General features: G+C 45.9%; 16 protein-coding genes. 11 read left to right on the plus strand and 5 right to left on the minus strand.

Annotated elements, in window-relative coordinates:
* Positions 1-149 precede the first annotated feature (149 nt).
* The gene (locus tag Q4Q49_RS08370) at positions 150-926 is read left to right on the plus strand and encodes a transporter substrate-binding domain-containing protein (RefSeq protein WP_311989407.1); all 777 of its coding nucleotides are present in this window, start codon (positions 150-152) and stop codon (positions 924-926) included.
* 33 nt (positions 927-959) lie between these two features.
* On the opposite strand, the gene Q4Q49_RS08375 is transcribed toward Q4Q49_RS08370, so the two are convergent.
* Complete coding sequence (locus tag Q4Q49_RS08375; protein WP_311989408.1) at positions 960-1,799, minus strand: LysR family transcriptional regulator; 840 nt, start codon at positions 1,797-1,799, stop codon at positions 960-962.
* A 190-nt stretch (positions 1,800-1,989) separates the two neighbouring features.
* Between Q4Q49_RS08375 and Q4Q49_RS08380 the strand changes: the two genes are divergently transcribed.
* The 5 genes from Q4Q49_RS08380 (at position 1,990) to Q4Q49_RS08400 (ending at position 8,301) form a co-directional block, all read left to right on the plus strand.
* Positions 1,990-2,721: an SDR family oxidoreductase gene (locus Q4Q49_RS08380; protein WP_311900989.1), complete on the plus strand. Its 732-nt coding sequence runs from the start codon at positions 1,990-1,992 to the stop codon at positions 2,719-2,721.
* A 489-nt stretch (positions 2,722-3,210) separates the two neighbouring features.
* Positions 3,211-3,540 (plus strand): cytochrome c, encoded by a 330-nt coding sequence (locus Q4Q49_RS08385; protein ID WP_006087070.1) that lies wholly within the window; start codon positions 3,211-3,213, stop codon positions 3,538-3,540.
* Positions 3,541-3,732: 192 nt separating this feature from the next.
* The gene (locus Q4Q49_RS08390; RefSeq protein ID WP_300478619.1) at positions 3,733-5,457 is read left to right on the plus strand and encodes a DUF3373 domain-containing protein; all 1,725 of its coding nucleotides are present in this window, start codon (positions 3,733-3,735) and stop codon (positions 5,455-5,457) included.
* A gap of 55 nt (positions 5,458-5,512) precedes the next feature.
* Positions 5,513-6,901: a tetrathionate reductase family octaheme c-type cytochrome gene (locus Q4Q49_RS08395; protein WP_311999114.1), complete on the plus strand. Its 1,389-nt coding sequence runs from the start codon at positions 5,513-5,515 to the stop codon at positions 6,899-6,901.
* Between the two features lie 239 nt (positions 6,902-7,140).
* On the plus strand, positions 7,141-8,301 hold the full coding sequence (locus tag Q4Q49_RS08400; RefSeq protein ID WP_311999115.1) for a putative sulfate/molybdate transporter: 1,161 nt from the start codon (positions 7,141-7,143) through the stop codon (positions 8,299-8,301).
* Positions 8,302-8,427: 126 nt separating this feature from the next.
* Here Q4Q49_RS08400 and Q4Q49_RS08405 read toward each other — a convergent pair whose 3' ends face one another.
* From Q4Q49_RS08405 to Q4Q49_RS08415, 3 genes are read right to left on the minus strand one after another with little or no spacing between them, the layout of a single operon-like run.
* A complete protein-coding gene (locus tag Q4Q49_RS08405; protein ID WP_311991651.1) occupies positions 8,428-9,420 on the minus strand; it encodes a polysaccharide deacetylase family protein in 993 nt (330 codons plus the stop codon).
* The gene (locus Q4Q49_RS08410) at positions 9,417-10,055 is read right to left on the minus strand and encodes an ester cyclase (protein ID WP_311991650.1); all 639 of its coding nucleotides are present in this window, start codon (positions 10,053-10,055) and stop codon (positions 9,417-9,419) included. Before Q4Q49_RS08410 ends, Q4Q49_RS08405 begins: the two co-directional genes overlap by 4 nt.
* Complete coding sequence (locus Q4Q49_RS08415) at positions 10,055-11,191, minus strand: alkene reductase (protein ID WP_311991649.1); 1,137 nt, start codon at positions 11,189-11,191, stop codon at positions 10,055-10,057. The genes Q4Q49_RS08410 and Q4Q49_RS08415 overlap by 1 nt, the downstream gene beginning before the upstream one ends.
* Positions 11,192-11,302: 111 nt before the next feature.
* Here Q4Q49_RS08415 and Q4Q49_RS08420 point away from each other — a divergent pair, with 111 nt between their 5' ends.
* From Q4Q49_RS08420 to Q4Q49_RS08430, 3 genes are all read left to right on the plus strand, one after another.
* Positions 11,303-12,214 (plus strand): LysR family transcriptional regulator, encoded by a 912-nt coding sequence (locus Q4Q49_RS08420; protein ID WP_311999116.1) that lies wholly within the window; start codon positions 11,303-11,305, stop codon positions 12,212-12,214.
* Positions 12,215-12,622: 408 nt separating this feature from the next.
* Positions 12,623-13,450 (plus strand): hypothetical protein, encoded by an 828-nt coding sequence (locus Q4Q49_RS08425; RefSeq protein WP_311999117.1) that lies wholly within the window; start codon positions 12,623-12,625, stop codon positions 13,448-13,450.
* A 95-nt stretch (positions 13,451-13,545) separates the two neighbouring features.
* The gene (locus Q4Q49_RS08430; RefSeq protein ID WP_311999118.1) at positions 13,546-13,872 is read left to right on the plus strand and encodes a hypothetical protein; all 327 of its coding nucleotides are present in this window, start codon (positions 13,546-13,548) and stop codon (positions 13,870-13,872) included.
* 66 nt (positions 13,873-13,938) lie between these two features.
* Here the strand turns inward: Q4Q49_RS08430 and Q4Q49_RS08435 are convergent, their stop codons facing one another.
* On the minus strand, positions 13,939-15,750 hold the full coding sequence (locus Q4Q49_RS08435) for a PhnD/SsuA/transferrin family substrate-binding protein (RefSeq protein ID WP_311999119.1): 1,812 nt from the start codon (positions 15,748-15,750) through the stop codon (positions 13,939-13,941).
* 212 nt (positions 15,751-15,962) lie between these two features.
* Between Q4Q49_RS08435 and Q4Q49_RS08440 the strand changes: the two genes are divergently transcribed.
* Positions 15,963-16,565 carry a response regulator transcription factor gene (locus Q4Q49_RS08440; protein ID WP_105251242.1) on the plus strand — a complete coding sequence of 201 codons (603 nt, stop codon included), beginning with the start codon at positions 15,963-15,965 and terminating at the stop codon, positions 16,563-16,565.
* 209 nt (positions 16,566-16,774) lie between these two features.
* The coding region (gene fliB, locus Q4Q49_RS08445) for a flagellin lysine-N-methylase (protein WP_311999120.1) at positions 16,775-17,701 on the plus strand (927 nt) is incomplete at its 3' end.

A 17,701-nucleotide genomic window follows, 5' to 3' on the forward strand; every position in this document is an offset into this window, starting at 1 on the left:
TATAAATCCTTAAAAAGCACAGTAGATATATAAGCACTACAATCATTGTATTCACTAAACCTGTACGGCCAAATGACTAGACATAAAACCTAGTCCGATTAACTGTCCAGCCCGATAATTAAAACTGACCATTTTAATAGGCAAGATGAATGAGGCTGATACTGACCATTGTCATTTCATGCTTATTTCTGTCCCAAGCGAAGGCAGAAACTTCTGCTGTTGTCTGGCAAGCACACTGCCGCGATAGGCATCCTGTTATTTATGTAGAAAAGGGTGAGTGTAAAGGCCCTGGTGCAGCTGTCATCAATCAAGTCATCACCCGCCTAGGTCACAAGGTAAATTGGAGTAATGTGCCTTGGGCACGCACGATTAAAGTCGCCGAAACGGGGCAAGTCGACCTCATTCCCGTCCATTCGATGACACCCGAGCGCAACGATTTTCTGGACCCTATGCTACTGGGCTACGACAAGCGCTACGTCTATTACTTTGCCCTTGCGAATCGACAGCTTGAGGTCAAACATTTCGATGAATTAAAACCCCATATCATTGGCGCACTCAGAGGCGCTTTTTACTGTCCGCAGTTTAATGACAATCAAAACCAACTAAAAGTGTCTTTTGTTAATGATAACGGCCAGTTAATCAATATGTTGAAGGCAGAACGTATCGATTTAGCCATCACCTCCGAACAACATGAGATGCAATTCTTTGCTAAAGATCCCCAACTTAAGCAGATGGAATACGTCGACATCAGCAAGAACGGTCGCTATTTCAGCATTCCGCTCAAGTCGCCGCGGCATCAATATGCCAAGCAAGTTCACCAGATAGTCGACGACATGCGCACCTCAGGCGAAATCACTCGGCTATTTGAATCCTATGGTGTCGAGCCACCGCTAAATCTCACTGAATCGCCCTTAGCGACTCACTGATCTGAATACTGATAACCCAAAACTAACTTGGAATTAATTCGCGCGTGCGGCTAAATGCCGTAACAAGGCAGCCAGCGTTGGCGCAATCGTCTGATGGGACGGGTAACACAGACCAATACGACGAAACATTCTCGGACCATCAAATTTTACTTGCTTGAGCCTAGGCTCATCCTCAATTAAACCATCAGGCAAAAAGCTCACGCCAAATCCAGCCAACACCAGCGACATCACGAGAGACTTAGATTCGGCCTTAGCGACTAAATTAAGCGACATATTGCTGCACGCCAGTAAACCTATCGTCTGCTGATGAGCTTCACAGGGTGGACACTCGATAAAGTCAAAACCATTTAGCTGCTCGGGGCGTAGGCTATCTACTTGGGCGAGGGCATGCTCCTTGGGGACGCACAGCACATAATCTTCTTCCCATAGCGGGAAAAAAACTTCATCTTCATGGCGTAAACTGTCGATAGTTAAACGACAATCTGCGGGGCTTTGGTAATCCACCAGCTCCAGATCTAGCTTCTCAATGGCTTGATTCACCTGCTGTAAAAATCCCGCCAAACGCCACTGACTGAGATCTGGCATCACAGCCAAACGTAGCTTTTGTCGGCTCGCCTTCGCCATAAACAGACCCGGCAATTTACTCGCCTCCTCAACTAATTTAACCGCCAAAGGATACAAATAATGGGCGCTATCTAAAGGTTTAACGCCTTTCTTACTACGCTCAAATAGCTGGCCGCCTAACTCTTCTTCCAATTGCTTTAAGCCAGCTGACAGTGAAGGCTGGCTCACAAAGCAACGGTTAGCCGCTGCGGTGATATTGTTCTCTTCAAAAATTGCGATAAAGAAACGCAGTAAACGTAAATCAACCATTTTATCTTCTCCGACAACGGCAAATTAAGTACAAAGTTCGATAATAGTGTCATAGGCTGAGCCTATCATATCCAGCTGGAATAAGTATTTTTCGGCTAAAAATCCCCAGCCTATACTGATTGCCAACTTAAAGACGCCGAACAACAGTTTGTTTACGGCTCAGATTGGCTTCAATTAATAGGAAATACTAATGAATCAAGTTACTAAATCACTGGTTGTCATCACGGGCGCTTCATCGGGTATTGGCGCCGCTATGGCCAAAAGTTTTAGCGCCGCAGGCCACCCACTGTTATTACTGGCACGCCGGGTTGAAGCAATGCAAGCACTTGAATTACCTAACAGCCTCTCTATCAGCGTCGATGTCACCGACACTGCAGCCATTAAAACCGCCATAACTCAAGCAGAAGCACAATTTGGCCCTGTCGGCTGTCTTATCAATAACGCGGGTGTGATGTTGCTGGGTCAGATCGATGTGCAAGATCCTAACGAATGGAGCCGCATGCTCAATATCAATGTGATGGGCGTGCTTAATGGCATTCATGCGGTATTAGCCGACATGAAAGCTCGCAAAACTGGCACTATCATTAATATCAGCTCAGTGGCGGGGCGTAAAACCTTTCCAAACCACGCTGCTTACTGCGCCACTAAATTTGCCGTGCACGCCTTAACAGAAAACATTCGTGAAGAAGTCGCCATAGATGACGTACGCCTTATCACTATCGCCCCCGGCGCAGTAGAAACTGAGTTGCTAAGTCATACCACCTGCGATGACATTAAAGCCGGTTACCATGACTGGAAAGAAGAAATGGGCGGCGTTATCGCGCCTGAAAACGTCGCCGCTGCTGCGCTGTTTGCATGGCAACAACCGCAAAATGTGTGCGTACGCGAAATCGTTTTAGCGCCAACACGCCAGCAGCCTTAATCCGTCCCGAGTCCGTATTCGCCTAGACTGTTTAGGCGAATACGGCTCAGAAACACTCATCAACCCAAGCCAAAAAACTAAAAATGTCAGATCATGCTCTAGCATTTATAGCTTAGTGCCACATCCCGCCACCATCTCGCTAATTTTAAAATAGCTACTTTAGTTAATACATATTTTACAAAGTGTTAGCTAAATCACAGTCGCTTTTGGCGTGTTAAGTACCAAACACGACAGGTAAAATCGACATGGCTAATTTAGCTAAAAAATCAACCTATTGGTTTTACTGAAATAAAAATGACGTAAACCGCGACAAAATACAGTCAATTAGATTTTTATCAATGAAGTTTTTATCAATTAGTTTTTTTTAATGGAAGTGATGCACCTCAAATTTACTCACTGTGGTTTTTGATAAATTTGTTCACAAGGTGGAATCAATAAAAACACTTCGCCAACAAAGTCATACAAATGGCCACAAAAGTAAGGAATGAGATGATGAAAACATTAACCAAGATAGCAATAGCAATGGCCGTAATAGGCAGCTTAGGTATCAATGCCTACGCAGCAGACGGTGGTAACCCAAAGAAAGGTAAACATTTATACAAAAAAGAATGTAAAGCCTGCCATAGCCAAGGTGGCGAAGGCGGTGAACTCACACCTATGACCAAGACTATGAGCCAATGGGATCGCTTCTTTGATAAAGATAAGCACAAGCTCAAACCAGAAGTATTCAACGGCTTCACAGAACAAGACCTTAAGGACATACAGCAATTTTTGTATGACCACGCCGCTGACTCAGACCAACCACAAACCTGCGGCTGATCTCTGCCCATTTAACGGCCTAAGGCAATGCTAGAAAGCAGCCCTGCAACTGCGACCTAAATCATTGACTTAAAAATTTAAAACCCAATGCGAGAAAAAATGGGGAAACACCTCAGGGACTCCTATTGGGTAAATTTGGCGAAATGCTTTTTAGCGAGATAACGCCAACAGAAAAACTCAGGGAGAAACCTTATGCGTACCCTTATCTCAATACTCGTTGCTAATGCCTTGTTTATGTCGGGCCAAGCCCTTGCTGCACCGAACGATGTGCAAAGTGAAACGCAAAAAATTACCGAACTCAAGCAGCAACTTGCCGATATTACCGAGCAATTGGATGACCTTAATGATCGCGTAGATAAAACCGAGCGACACACATCCTTAGATCGACTTGAAATTACAGGTGATTTCCGCACTAAAGCCCATTCATTGCATTACCAAGATGTAGTCTGGAGCCCAGCGATGAAGGTTAACTTCAACGACTTTGGCGCCAAAGCTATGTCTGGCGCCTTCGGCATGCCCAACGATCTAAATTCACCACTTGGAAAAATGATGCAAGCCAATCCAGACCTTGCCGCCGCCTTCCAAAATGGCATGTTGCAGGGCGTGATGCCCTATGTGCTCGCCCCCAAAAGCGTGCAGGACATAGATAACGACATCTACTACACCACTCGTCTGCGCCTCAACCTCAAGGCAAAAGTATGGGATAACGTCAGCTTTGCTGGCCGTCTCAGTATGTTCAAAAACTGGGGCGACTCCACAGGAGTGCAAGTATTTGACTCTTGGCGGTCTTTCACTATGGATGGCACCAGCAGCGGCAATACCAGTGGCGACTGGCTGCGGGTCGAACGCGCCTATTTTGACTGGAAAAAAATCAACGGCTCCGAGTTTTATCTCTCCATTGGCCGTCGCCCTTCAACCTATGGCCCACCAAGCCACTACCGTGAAAACGAGCTACGCGGCGGTACGCCTTCAGGCCATTTAGTTAACTTCAACTTCGATGGCGCGACCTTAGGTTATAACCTAGGGGAAATCACCGGGGTTGAAGGGCAAGTTGTCCGCTTCTGCTACGGCCAAGGCTTTGAATCACAATGGGGCAATGGCGAAATGTTTGGTGACATAGTCACTAAAGATACCCACCTAGGTGGTTTTAATATCGATGCCATCAACGATGGCACCAACTTCCTCCAGTTCACCCTGTTTGGCGCTAAAGATGTGAATGACGGCTTTAAAGGCACTATGGCCTTCCCTACCCAGCTGGCGGGCATTTTCGCTCCGACCATGTACCAAGATATGCAAAAGTTCGACAATTTTAACTTTGTTACCCGAGTACAACCCAGCGGTGTGATTGGTGACATGTACCTAGGCGGGATTGGCTTTGCGCGTGAAGAAGCAAACGATATTAAATGGTTTGCCTCACTCGGCTGGACTCGCGCCGAGCCCAATGGCAACGCAGGTATGTTTGGTGGCATGTTATCCGATGCTATCTTCGAGGCTGAGTTAAATAGCACTGGTACTGAGATCATCATGGTGCCTAAAACCAGTGACGATAGTGATACCAAAGACGGTTACGGCATTTATGTCGGCGTACAAATTCCTGCACCCTACGGCAAGTTTGGTCTGGAATATAACTATGGTTCTAAATATTGGACACCCTTCACCCAAGCCCAAGACGACCCTATCGGTAGCAAACTTGCCACTCGTGGTCATGTGGCCGAAGCCTATTATATCTTTGATATCAATCCAAAAATGTTTATCAAATTGGCCGGGCTTTACTACGACTATGAATACACAGGTAGCGGCACACCTGTGGGTGCTCCGCAAAAAATTGATGATGTGTTAGCAGGTTCGGCTTACTCCATGTTGCCAGTGGTCGATACCGCCTTCGACATGAACGCCTCACTCACAATTAACTTCTAATCCGTCATAAATAACAGCTATCAGCCCTCGGTCAAGCCGAGGGTGGGAGTAAAAAATGAGAAGACTCTTACTTATTGCCTTGGCGGGTATGACATTAAATACCTATGCAGCTAATCCCCATAAAGAGGTGCTCGAGGGCCCCTTTGCGACGGGTACGCAAGTCACGGCACAATGTTTAGTGTGCCATGAAGACCAAGCCACAGACGTTATGAAAACCTCCCACTGGACTTGGGAGTTAGAACAAAAGCTGCCCGACAGAACCGTACTTAGGGGCAAAAAGAACAGTATCAATAACTTCTGCACCTCAATTTCAGGCAACGAACCTCGCTGTACCAGCTGCCATGCGGGCTACGGCTGGAAAGATAACGATTTTGATTTTAAAGATAAAACTAAAGTCGATTGCCTTGTCTGCCACGATACGACTGGAACTTATGTAAAAGATCCTGCAGGCGCGGGCGAGCCAATGGCAAAACTCGACTTAGCTAAAATCGCCCAAAATGTCGGTAAGCCCGTTCGCGACAACTGCGGCAGTTGCCACTTCTATGGCGGAGGTGGCGATGCGGTGAAACATGGCGATCTTGACTCTTCCATGTCTTACCCAGACAAAGCGACCGATGTGCACATGGATAGCGACGGTAATGACTTTCAATGTCAGAACTGCCACACCACTGAAAAACATCAGATATCGGGCAATGCGATGGGCGTATCTCCCGGTGGTATAGACCATATTGGTTGTGAAAACTGCCACGACAGCGCGCCGCACAGCAATAAGAAGCTCAACACTCATACGGCAACGGTTGCCTGTCAAACCTGCCATATCCCTTACTTTGCTAAGAATGAACCCACCAAAATGCGTTGGGATTGGTCAACCGCAGGCGAGGATAAACCAGAAGCCGTTGACCAATACGGCAAACACACCTACCAGAAGAAAAAAGGCAATTTTGTCTGGGAGAAAATGGTTAAACCCCAATACGCTTGGTATAACGGTACAGCCAATGCGTACATGACTGGCGACAAAATGGACCCGAATGCCATCACAAAACTCACCTACCCCATAGGCGATATCAATGATGCAAAAGCGAAAATTTATCCCTTTAAAGTTCACACAGGTAAGCAAATTTACGACAAAAAACTCAATATCTTTGTGACCGCTAAAGTCTATGGCAAAGGCGGTTACTGGAGCGATTTCGATTGGAGCTTAGCTGCCAAACTCGGAATGGAGGCCAACCCGACTATGGTAGAAAAAGGCCTGAAATACAGTGGCGAATATGGCTTTGCTGAAACAGAAATGTGGTGGCGTATCAACCATATGGTGTCACCTAAAGCACAGGCCTTAAATTGCAACGACTGCCATAACAAAGGCTCAAGACTCGATTGGCAAGGCCTAGGTTATCAAGGTGACCCAATGAAGAATAAACAAGGACCAAAACATAAACAGCCTTAATTAATCCATTCCCTGCAATACCCATTGAGATCTTAGTGCTTCACTAAGATCTCTTTTTTATGATGTTGCCACTCTGGCACAAACGCAGACATTTAGACTCAGCCAGTCTTCTACCTTGCCCCAGTTTGTCTCACCGGGTGACGCTTCACGGTAGTTTGACTCTGTCTATCCGCCAAATCATCTGATTTTTATGGCATTTATTTTGCGTAGTCATAGCGTGTTCAATTACGGCAATCAGTATGACCTCGGGCAAAATATCCCAAACAGTATCCCATCTTTCATTCAACCGTTTACTCGGTGAAACCAGTGGTGCCTTTGCCGACTTAGGCACTTTTTTGCCTTTGGTGTTGGGGCTGATTGCCCTTAATCAATTTTCACCCCAAGGAATTTTCCTAGGCTTTGGTTTATTCGCCATCTTAAGCGCGCTGTTTTACCGTCGCCCGATTCCCGTGCAACCGATGAAGGTCATAGCTGCACTAGTCATAGCCCAAGGCTTAACCCCTGGTATGTTGCAGGCAAGCGCCATGTTGATGGGCATTATCCTGTTAATTCTCGCCTTTAGCGGCGCCATCACTTGGTTAGCCAAACAGTTATCACAAGCTGTGAGTGTTGGCATTCAACTCGCCATAGGTCTGCAACTGATGTGGATGGGCACTAAGATGATGAGTGAATTTTGGCTGGTTGGCGTGGGGGCATTTGTACTGTTATTTATCAGTAAATTTTTGCCGCTGCGTTACCTTGCCATGCCCTTAGTCATAGCAGCGGGGATGATTTGGCAAGCAAGTACACAAACTAGTTTAGCCACTAACTTTGATATTCAAGCAATGACAGCGCCATTTCAATTAGCGTGGCCGACATCTATTGAGTGGACCTCTGCCGCCCTTTTGTTGGTTTTGCCACAACTGGCTCTCACCTTAACCAATGCAGTGATTGCTACATCTGTAATGGCGCAGGAGAAATTCCCTGAAGATGCCGCCAAACTCACGCCCAAAAACTTCGCCATTAGCTCAGGTCTTGCCAACTTATTGCTCGCGCCCTTTGGTGCCTCGGCCATGTGCCACGGTGCGGGCGGACTTGCGGTGCAATACCATTTTGGTGCTCGCACTTATCTGGCGCCGTTAATTTTTGGCAGTACGTGCTTAATGATAGCCCTATGCTGGGGCACTAATATCGCTTGGCTATTAAGCCTTATTCCTATGGCAATCCTCGGCAGTTTACTGACCACAGCGGGGCTGCAACTCGCCTGGTCAAAACGCTTAATCGATGGTAAGCCCTTCTGTATCTTTGTGATTTTATCAACAGCAGTGACTTGCCTTGCCATCAACGCCGCCGCAGGGCTTGCCGTAGGGATTATTCTGGAGCAGGGTCGCCGCACTTGGGCCATATTCGCCACGCGTTAATCGCTTCCGACCCGCAGTAATAAGGTTCCCAAAATCAAACAGCGCGTTAAACAACGCGCTTTTTGTTAATCATTCAAACCTCTTCCAACTGCCATCAACGAGAGCGAGAGCGAGAGTGATAGCAGGCTAAAAGGTTCTTGCAGGATTGGTCGGCGTGTCCTTTTGCGCCAGCGCCCATTTAGCAATGGCATCTTTACGCATAAAGCCTACGTTAGTGTGACCTTTAGCGTACTGAATAAACTTATCTAAAGCGGTCACCAATCCAGGAGCGCCACCAATACGGTCGTGCACACTGATCGACATCATACGTCGCTGCGTCGAACCTTCTTGATAAAGCATATCGAACTCATCCTTTAGTTCCTGCAAAAAGGCCGCGGCCGTCATGGCCGTGTTGCCACCAAAACGTCCGATATCATTGTTACGTAAAGTGTAAGGCACAACCGCAAAAGGCTTATTTCCTACTGGGATAATTGAAGGTTCGTCCCGCGATAGGTCATCGATGTGATAAATAAAACCTAAGTCCTGCAAAATATTGAGGGTTTGAGTGCTGTGGCGCATCCAAAAGGCATTAAAACCTAAGGGGCGCTGACCTGTGATCCTTTGCAGCGTCTCAATACTCGCCACATAGGAGGCGCGTTCCTCTGCTGGCGACATGCTGTATTGTGGCGTCCACGTTTGTCCGTGGCCCGAAATCTCATGCCCCTCATCTGCAACTTGTTTGGCAAGTTGAGGATGTAGCTCAGCAGCGCGCCCAACCATGTGAGAAGTCACCTTGATATTGTGCTTACGCCACAAACGCAGCAGCCTTGGAATGCCTTCATTCATACCGTAGTCGTACCAAGTCGGGGTGATGGTATCTGGATAGCCCTTTTCCATCGGCGGAAACGGCCCTTCGGCATTTTTATCTTGAGCACCTGCTTCAAACTGCATTGAGATTGAAATCACTAACTGCTCACCACTTGGCCAAAATATTTTGTTCATACCACTGCCGCCTGAATTTTTGGAGTCATTTTCTAAGGTATCTAATGAGGGTAAACCAATAGCCAGCGCCGTTTGGCTTAGGCCGAACCCCGCAGCGATGGCGCCACCAGCCATTAAAAATCGTCGACGTTGATTCATGATTGAGTCCCTGCGGCTAATTGAGAAAATAGCGTTTGATAATCTTCGAGGTGCCAGTTATCTGTGATGAAACCATCCCGTACTCGATACATGTCAACAGCACGAAAATCGATTTTCTGCCCTTGGCCTTTTTGCTCACCAAAGATACCAGTGAAGCGGCCATTAAAACGCAGCCGCACCACAGCGCGATCGCCAACGATTAGCAAATGCTCAACTGAAACTGAGAGGTCAGGGACCGCTGCCCTAAATGCCTTTGAGGCTTCGAGTGAACCCGTGATTCCCTGCGCGCGGCCAGCGGGCAGAGTACGGTCGATAAACCCTGTCGCTAATGCACTGTGGGCAAAACGTGCATCCCCCGTGTGCCAAAAACTGGCATACAACAAGGCGGCGCGGGCGATAGTTTGTGCCTGCGGTGATTCATCAGAAATCGTTTCCATTGCCGCCACTTTTGGCACTAACGACGCTGATACTTTAGTTATTTCAGGGGTCGCGCCGACTTGGTCGGCCATCGCATCTAAGCTCAGACTAGCTAAGCTAAAACCCACCATTGCGATACCTATAAAACCTGAAAACCATAGACTTAAGCTGAGCCATGCAGGATATCGCTGCACAAATAAACGGTTAACCCTATCCATTATGCCACCTCATCCTCATCCGAACGGATAACGGCTCTCAATGCTTCGTTGTATGTAGGATAATCGGTATAACCCGCCGCACTACCCCCAAACAAGGGCCCTTTGTCGAATGCAGATAAAGGCAATTGATGCATTAAACGGTAAGGCAAATCAGGATTGGCAATAAAAGGACGACCGAAGGCGACTAAGTCCGCATAACCGCTATCAATCACCTCATTGGCACGCGCCACATCATAGCGACCCGCAACAATAATGCTGCCCTTAAAGACTTTACGCAGCTCGACTCTAAAGGACTCTGGCACCTTGGGCGCATCATCCCAATCCGCCTCTGAAAGATGTAAATAGGCCACGCCCAATGCCGATAAATGCTTAGCCGCTAACAGAATAGTGTCTACAATTTCAGGACACGCCATATCTTTAAACGTCACGTAAGGGGCGAGGCGAACCCCGACCTTATTGGCACCAATTTTCGCACTCACGGCTTGGACAATTTCGAGTAAAAAACGAATGCGATTTTCCTGAGAACCGCCGTAGACATCGGTTCTGTGGTTTGAATTGGTGCGTAAAAACTGGTCAATCAGATAACCATTGCCGCCGTGAATTTCGATGCCATCAAAACCCGCCGCAACCGCATTCACTCCCGCCTGTGCAAAATCGGCCACCACACGGTCGATATCCGCTTGCACCATAGCCCTAGGTTCTGAGCAATCCACCATTTGCCCTTCAGGATGCGCTTCATCCACAATCCATACTTTAGTGCCAACGGGCGCAATAGCTGATGGCGCAATCGGGGCATTACCCTGCTGAAAAATCGGGTGCGATACACGGCCAACATGCCAAATTTGATTGAAGATTTTACCACCAGCCTGATGCACTGCCGCTGTGACTTTTTTCCAACCCTCAATTTGCTCCGCGGTATACACGCCCGGCGTAAATGAATAGCCTTGGCTGTCATCGGAGATTTGTGTCGCTTCTGTGATGATTAACCCCGCCGAGGCACGCTGGGCATAATATTGCGCCATCAGGTCATTAGGAATATTGCCTGGCTGCATGGTACGCGCCCGAGTCATAGGGGCCATCACAATGCGATTGTTTAGCGCCAGTGACGCTAATTTGTAAGACATGAATAAACTCATACACACTCCGAACCAGAAATTAAGATGAAACATCAGTGGTGCAATTGTGCATTAGTTAATCTATATTGATAATCAGGCTATTATTAAAATCATTTTCAAAAATAATTTGATATGTATCATTTAAACGATCTGCAATTAGCGCTGCGTATCGCAGCCTTAGAGAGTCTCTCGGCAGCCAGTAAAGAAATAGGCATGACGCCGGCAGCGGCAAGTGCCGCGCTGCAAAGATTAGAGAAAAAGCTAGGATGTCAGCTATTTGCTCGCTCGACGCGGCGCTTACAGCTCACAGAAGAAGGGCGGATTTTTCTCGATTCTGCGAAACCCGCACTGGCGATTCTCGAAACCGCCAGCGCCAATTTAGCCGAACACAGGGGTGAGCTTAAGGGCGAAGTACGCCTCGCCTTGCCTTCGGATATTGGTCGCAGCCAGATCCGTGCTTGGCTCGATGAATTGATGGACAGCGCCCCAGAACTGACAGTGCAGCTGTATTTTGGCGATCATATGACAGACTTAATAGACCAAAATATCCATTTGGCTTTGCGCTATGGCCAGCTTGACGACTCAAATCTGAAAAGGCGTCAGCTCGCCATGACCCCAAGAGTACTGGTCGCCTCACCCGCTTATTTGGCACAACACGGCACACCAAGCACACTAAATGAACTCAGCCAACATGCTGTGCTGATTTTAAATCGCGGCGGTGAGCCGTGGCAGAAATGGAAATTCAGCCATAACGGCGCGCCAGTTGAAATCGAAGTCAGGGGTAAACGTTTCTGTAACGATGGCGCAGTGATCCGCGACTGGGCACTCTCAAGTCGTGGGATTGCCTATAAGAGTTGGCTCGATGTGGCGCAAGATGTGACCGAAGGCAGACTCCACTTAGTGCTAGCCGATAAAATAGCCCCGCCGATCCCACTGCAATTGGTATACCTACAAACCGATTATCCCAGCCATAAGATCCGTCGCACCATAGAGTTTTTAGTAGAAAAGCTCAGCCAGTTCTCCCAAAACTATCCACAGCCCTAAATTGCAAACAGCCAAAGTATCCTAATAGAAAACCACGATAAACAAGTGGTCATGTGAAGAAAATAACCACCATCAAGTCGTTGCTAGATGATAGAAAACTAAAAGTAAATATGCCTTATAGGTTTAATGTCGTTGAGATGATGTAGTACCTGTGTCAACCAAAATGTAAGGCCAGAATACTCGAAATCAACGTCACTAATAATGCAAACGTAATGATAAAGCTAAAACGATATCAAGCAATTACCACCAAAGTTGTATAAAAACCACTACCCTATCAAAACAAATTCCTATAGCATCATTCACACCAATTAACATCGTCGTAGTAGCCAAGTCGAACAAGTAATTTATGTCTCGCAAACAACGCTACACATTAATACTCAAACGTTAAGTGAAAGCATAAATTCAAATATGGATAAGAAAGCGAAGAAAATATTATTCTCCATCTACTGGAAGAATGGATGGATAGACTCAAAAGATAGACTCTTATCTGATGGAGATTTTGAGTACGCAAAGTCACAAGGATTGATGTTTGATCCGATTTCGATTTCTCACGATGACTGCATAGATACCATTGCAAAAGTAGTAAAAATAATATCCAGAGCACAAATTGCTAAAGGTTTTTTAAGTAGCCTGACAACTCGCCGCTTAGACTTAAGATCTTCTTTATCATCCTATTCAATTGCCAAAAATATCCCAGAGCATAAATATACACCCGTTATATCCGGCACTTCATATTCCGACGGAAAACCAACTTCACACTCCTACACCTGCGGTGTATGCCGAGACTGCAAATACGGGATAAGGGGTAGTCACAACTATAACAACACAGATATAAACGTATTGAATTTCGAGCGTATCAAATGGGGTGATGTCCGTCATGGCGATATTTTATATACATATTTTGACTTAAACCAATTTATAAATACGGATATCCCTGACCCAACTGATGAAGACTTAAATTGTTTCAAAGAAATATTAAACACTATCGAAAGTTCGGAACCTACTGATTATCCCAGTGCCCTTGAAAAAAGATTGGCTAAGGTCGTAAAGTCCAGTAAAGCAGAAAGGCAGGTATTAATAGAGATTTTAGCCAGTATTGGAGTGTTACGACCAAGGAGCTACAATCGCCCTTCTAAAGGCAAAAATGACTGGGTGTTCGCTGAGTATTGGCGAGGTGAAGATAAATACTGCCATAAAACTGTCGATGAATATTTTGGTAAATATCTACAGTTATGAATGAAGTGGATCAGAGATCAAGCGATGGCTTTCCCCCCAAAAACTAACCGCAAATAAGGCGCGGGAATGACTAGCTGTATCACAAAAGGTGCGTAATGCGTTTAGAATTAACTCTCAAGAACATGTTGGATAAAATTGAATCTTTAGATTGGAAGTGGGATGTATATATACCTTCTAATAAAGAAATTAATGACTCGATATTATGTCTTGTACTTGACGATGACACAGAAGAAGATCGTGGTAGTGATGATGAACCAATTTACCCAACATCTATTGGTTATAAAAGCTTCTTAAGTGTGTCAGATTTGCAAAGTATTAAGAGTAATTTGCTGCAACAAAATTCTGAAACTGGGTTAAATGAATTAATTAGTGCAGCAAAATATTATTATGAAAATGATGCTTTTATTAATATTAACCGCTAACCAATAAAAGCTGTCGGATGCTCCGGGCTAATGCGCACATTAAGGGTTACTCATAAGTGTATAACCCTATTCCTTGGGAAGCACGACTGTCACCACACAGCCCTGTTGCCAAGGCAGTAAAGCTTGCGTGGATTGCTGACAGTTTTCGATTTGAATGCTGCCGTGATGGCGGGTAACCACATCCTTACAGATGGCTAAGCCAAGCCCTAAGCCCGCATCTTTGGTTGAGGCAAAAGATGCCATTAACTCACTCGCCTGCCCTTGTAACCCTTCGCCATTATCAATCACTAATACTTTGATTTCATGCGGTTGAAAATAGATATCGATCCATAACTGCCGCACGCGGTTATCGCCGCAGGTCTCTAGCGCATCTAAACTATTTTTCACAAGATTGACCCACATTTGACTTAAGCCAACGCTATCACCCATCAGTTCAAAGGGCTCACCCTGCACTCGCACATTCACTTGTATATTCGCTCGGTCTAGCTCGCGCCGCAACAGAGCTAAAGCTTCTTTCACCACTGGCACTATATCTAAAGGTTCGGTCTTTGCCTGACGCCGCTTGAGTAAACCGCGAATACGATGCACAACCGCTCCGGCGCGAATCGACTGCGCATTAATTTTACCGAGTACATCATAGAGTTCCGGATTATCTTGCCCAAGCCTTTCCAGTTGCAGCATGGCACCTTCGCTGTATTGGGTAATGGCGGCTATGGGTTGATTGAGTTCATGGGCAAGTCCTGCACCTATTTCCCCAAGAATCGCCGCACTTTGCAGTCGCTCAAGCTGCAGTGCCTTGTCCTTTAATTGGCGCTCAGTGCTAACTAAAAACTCACTTTTCTGGCGAAACTTATATTCAAGCCACAGGTGATAAATGGTGGAAATAATGAAAATTAACAACAGTGCGCCACCCCATTCTTTATTTTTTGCCATCCATTTGTATACGGTTTGATAAAGTGGTGGTGATGCTCCCTGTAGTTGTAATTCTTTAAATAACTCAATCACTTTTAACTGGCTTACGGGCGCAGTCCAGCCCAAAGTATCGGCGGTAATTGCTGCAATATGATCGGCGGGTAAATCGAATAAGGCGCGGGTAATCGCCATCGTCAGCTTAGGAGAAACCGTATCCGCCGCAGCGAATGACCAGTTTGGGTATAACTGAGTGCTCACCTCGCAATCATATCCTGCAGGCGTAGCAGGATGGATAACCCGATAATCGCCCTGATTAACAAGACCCGTTGCGATCATTTCCTCTAAGGTACAAAAAGGCGCTATTGCGGCGTCGGCACTGCCATCTCTGACTTGATAGATAAGCGGTTCTAACGGGAACCCGAGGAAGCGCAATTGCCCAAAAAATTGTTCGGGTAAAAAACCCATTTTATGCAGTAACCCCATTGCCGCTTGATACCCCCCCAAGGCCTGCGGATCACTGGCGACCACATTGCGCCCGCGCAAATCCTGCAAGGTACGGATAGGGCTGTCGGCGCGGACAATAATGGTCGCACCTATGGTAAAAGTACTGCCTTGATGCTTACGACTCTTCATTGTCGCAAGCCAAGACAACGGGAAATTGTTACTTAGATGCAGATATTGCCCAGGGTTAGTGACGATAAACTGCAAATCATGCTCAAGTAACTGACTACGCATGCCATTAAAATCCACAGGCACGACTTCAAAATGACTATTAGGCACTTGCTCACTGAGGTAATCCATCATAGGTTGCCAACGCTGCTTGGCCTGTAACACGCCATGATTTGCCAGCACTCCGACTCTAAAATGGTTAACTTCTGTCGCTTCGTTGGCATAGGACGGATTAAGCCCAATGATACTCAGCAAGAATCCCATCAATATCGCTTTACACCAAGAGTCAATCGTCATCGCCTCTATTACCCACTCTTATATGCCATTGTCATGGAACGACTTTAGCTCGCAGATAAAAATCAAGCTGTGAAATGTCGCCAAACTCTGATTTATGCCCAGAGGGAATTGGCTAATTTAGTGATGTATCTCCCAAGACCTAGGCTTAAAATTGAGCCCACTCGGCACCCAGCTTAAGCTGATAGCATGCTTACCGCCCAACAAGGAACACCATGTCGATAAAATTGCCACTCTATCTAGTCGATGACGATGAAGCGATTCTGGATTCACTGGGCTTTATGCTCGGACAATTTGGCTATCAAGTGCAAACCTTCAACAGCGGCCGCGACTTCCTTGAGCACTGTGCATTATCACAGGCGGGCTGCGTGATTTTAGATAGTCGAATGCCGGAAATCACCGGCCAAGAAGTGCAGCAAAAATTATTGGAAACCCACAGCCCGCTAGGCGTGATATTTCTCACTGGCCACGGCGATTTACCTATGGCGTTAAGCGCCTTTCGAAAGGGGGCCTGCGATTTTTTTCAAAAACCCGTATCGGGTAAGGCATTAGTACAAGCGATTGAAAAGGCGCAGCGTGAAAGCCAAGCGGCCTTCGAGCAGCAAAGTCTGCAGCATAAGTTTGACCAACTGACCGAGCGCGAACAGCAAGTGTTAGCCCATGTGATCCAAGGCATGACTAACAAGCAAATATCGGAGGCGATGTTTTTATCCCTGCGCACGATTGAAGTACACCGCGCAAAAATCATGAAAAAGCTCGAAGTAAACAATATGGCAGAGCTAGTGCAGCACTTAGGCAATCTGAATTCTGTTTTATAAATAATGAACCAATATGCAGTGCGAAATAAATGGTATTCCAATGAGCGTATAAGTTTTAATCAAAGAACTTCTACCGCACTAGTTGATGAGAGTAAATATTAATTGTACCTAAATTGGCTTAGATCTAATCGGCATTTAACAAAACTGGAATAAGGGAGTTTGATTTGTTACCTTTGTCCTAAATTACTGTAAATTTAACGAAATTACCGATGGACAACCTCATAATAAAACCCGGTTATGTCACTCAATTCCAATGTGTTGGACCAGAATGTGAAGACAGTTGCTGTTACGATTGGCGAATATCATTTGATAAAAAGAGCTATAAAAACACGATTAAACACCCACTGCTCGCTACAACGGCAAAGACTGCATTTATTGAAACAAAGAAAAGTACAAGCGACTGGGCCGACATTAGACTTGATGCGCAAGGTTCATGTCCATTTGTTAACGAACATAAGCTTTGTGATATCCATTCAAAAGCGGGTGAACAGGCCTTAAGTCATACATGTAAAACTTATCCAAGGATCCACAAAGTCATTGGCGGTAATAAATACGAAAGCCTCTATCTATCTTGCCCAGAAGTCGCTCGCTCAGTGTTATTTAATTCTAATGCTTTCCAATTTGATTCCAATATAAGTGGCATAAAACAGCCTTCAACGCCAAGTCCTACGTGGCTAGAAAAAACCCATGAATACAGTCTCGACCTATTATTGAATTTGGGAGGTGGTTGGCAACAAGCACTGCTAGCAATAGGACTATTAATCAAGGTTAGTGACCAAGTCCGTCAAAATACCTTACCAATAGAAGAACTAGATAAGCGCTTACAACAACTAAAATTGTATGCACAGTCAGGTGCATTAGCAGAGCAATATAAGAACTTACCTTATTCCCCACTGCCGCAGACGCATGCCTTTATTACTGTTCATAATGAGTTGTGTAAAACTCATTCTAGAGGTGTACGTGCAAGATTTACGTCGTTAAATCAGGCTGTTGCCGCACTGTGTAATGAAGAAAATAGCTATCAAATTGATGCGTTGAATCAAGCATGGACTGAGCATGCAGTACCCGCATTGGTTAACCATACGGAACTTTTTGAACGATACATTTTATATTCAATTTACCACTACCATTTCCCC

This window comes from Shewanella sp. SP1S1-7 (genome assembly GCF_031932105.1).
Lineage (GTDB): Bacteria > Pseudomonadota > Gammaproteobacteria > Enterobacterales > Shewanellaceae > Shewanella > Shewanella baltica.

Bases quoted from the DNA above. Each gene is read 5' to 3' on its own strand.
- Q4Q49_RS08370 (WP_311989407.1), top strand. From the start codon at position 150: ATGAGGCTGATACTGACCATTGTCATTTCATGCTTATTTCTGTCCCAA.
- Q4Q49_RS08375 (WP_311989408.1), bottom strand. From the start codon at position 1,799: ATGGTTGATTTACGTTTACTGCGTTTCTTTATCGCAATTTTTGAAGAG.
- Q4Q49_RS08380 (WP_311900989.1), top strand. From the start codon at position 1,990: ATGAATCAAGTTACTAAATCACTGGTTGTCATCACGGGCGCTTCATCG.
- Q4Q49_RS08385 (WP_006087070.1), top strand. From the start codon at position 3,211: ATGATGAAAACATTAACCAAGATAGCAATAGCAATGGCCGTAATAGGC.
- Q4Q49_RS08390 (WP_300478619.1), top strand. From the start codon at position 3,733: ATGCGTACCCTTATCTCAATACTCGTTGCTAATGCCTTGTTTATGTCG.
- Q4Q49_RS08395 (WP_311999114.1), top strand. From the start codon at position 5,513: ATGAGAAGACTCTTACTTATTGCCTTGGCGGGTATGACATTAAATACC.
- Q4Q49_RS08400 (WP_311999115.1), top strand. From the start codon at position 7,141: ATGACCTCGGGCAAAATATCCCAAACAGTATCCCATCTTTCATTCAAC.
- Q4Q49_RS08405 (WP_311991651.1), bottom strand. From the start codon at position 9,420: ATGAATCAACGTCGACGATTTTTAATGGCTGGTGGCGCCATCGCTGCG.
- Q4Q49_RS08410 (WP_311991650.1), bottom strand. From the start codon at position 10,055: ATGGATAGGGTTAACCGTTTATTTGTGCAGCGATATCCTGCATGGCTC.
- Q4Q49_RS08415 (WP_311991649.1), bottom strand. From the start codon at position 11,191: ATGAGTTTATTCATGTCTTACAAATTAGCGTCACTGGCGCTAAACAAT.
- Q4Q49_RS08420 (WP_311999116.1), top strand. From the start codon at position 11,303: ATGTATCATTTAAACGATCTGCAATTAGCGCTGCGTATCGCAGCCTTA.
- Q4Q49_RS08425 (WP_311999117.1), top strand. From the start codon at position 12,623: ATGGATAAGAAAGCGAAGAAAATATTATTCTCCATCTACTGGAAGAAT.
- Q4Q49_RS08430 (WP_311999118.1), top strand. From the start codon at position 13,546: ATGCGTTTAGAATTAACTCTCAAGAACATGTTGGATAAAATTGAATCT.
- Q4Q49_RS08435 (WP_311999119.1), bottom strand. From the start codon at position 15,750: ATGACGATTGACTCTTGGTGTAAAGCGATATTGATGGGATTCTTGCTG.
- Q4Q49_RS08440 (WP_105251242.1), top strand. From the start codon at position 15,963: ATGTCGATAAAATTGCCACTCTATCTAGTCGATGACGATGAAGCGATT.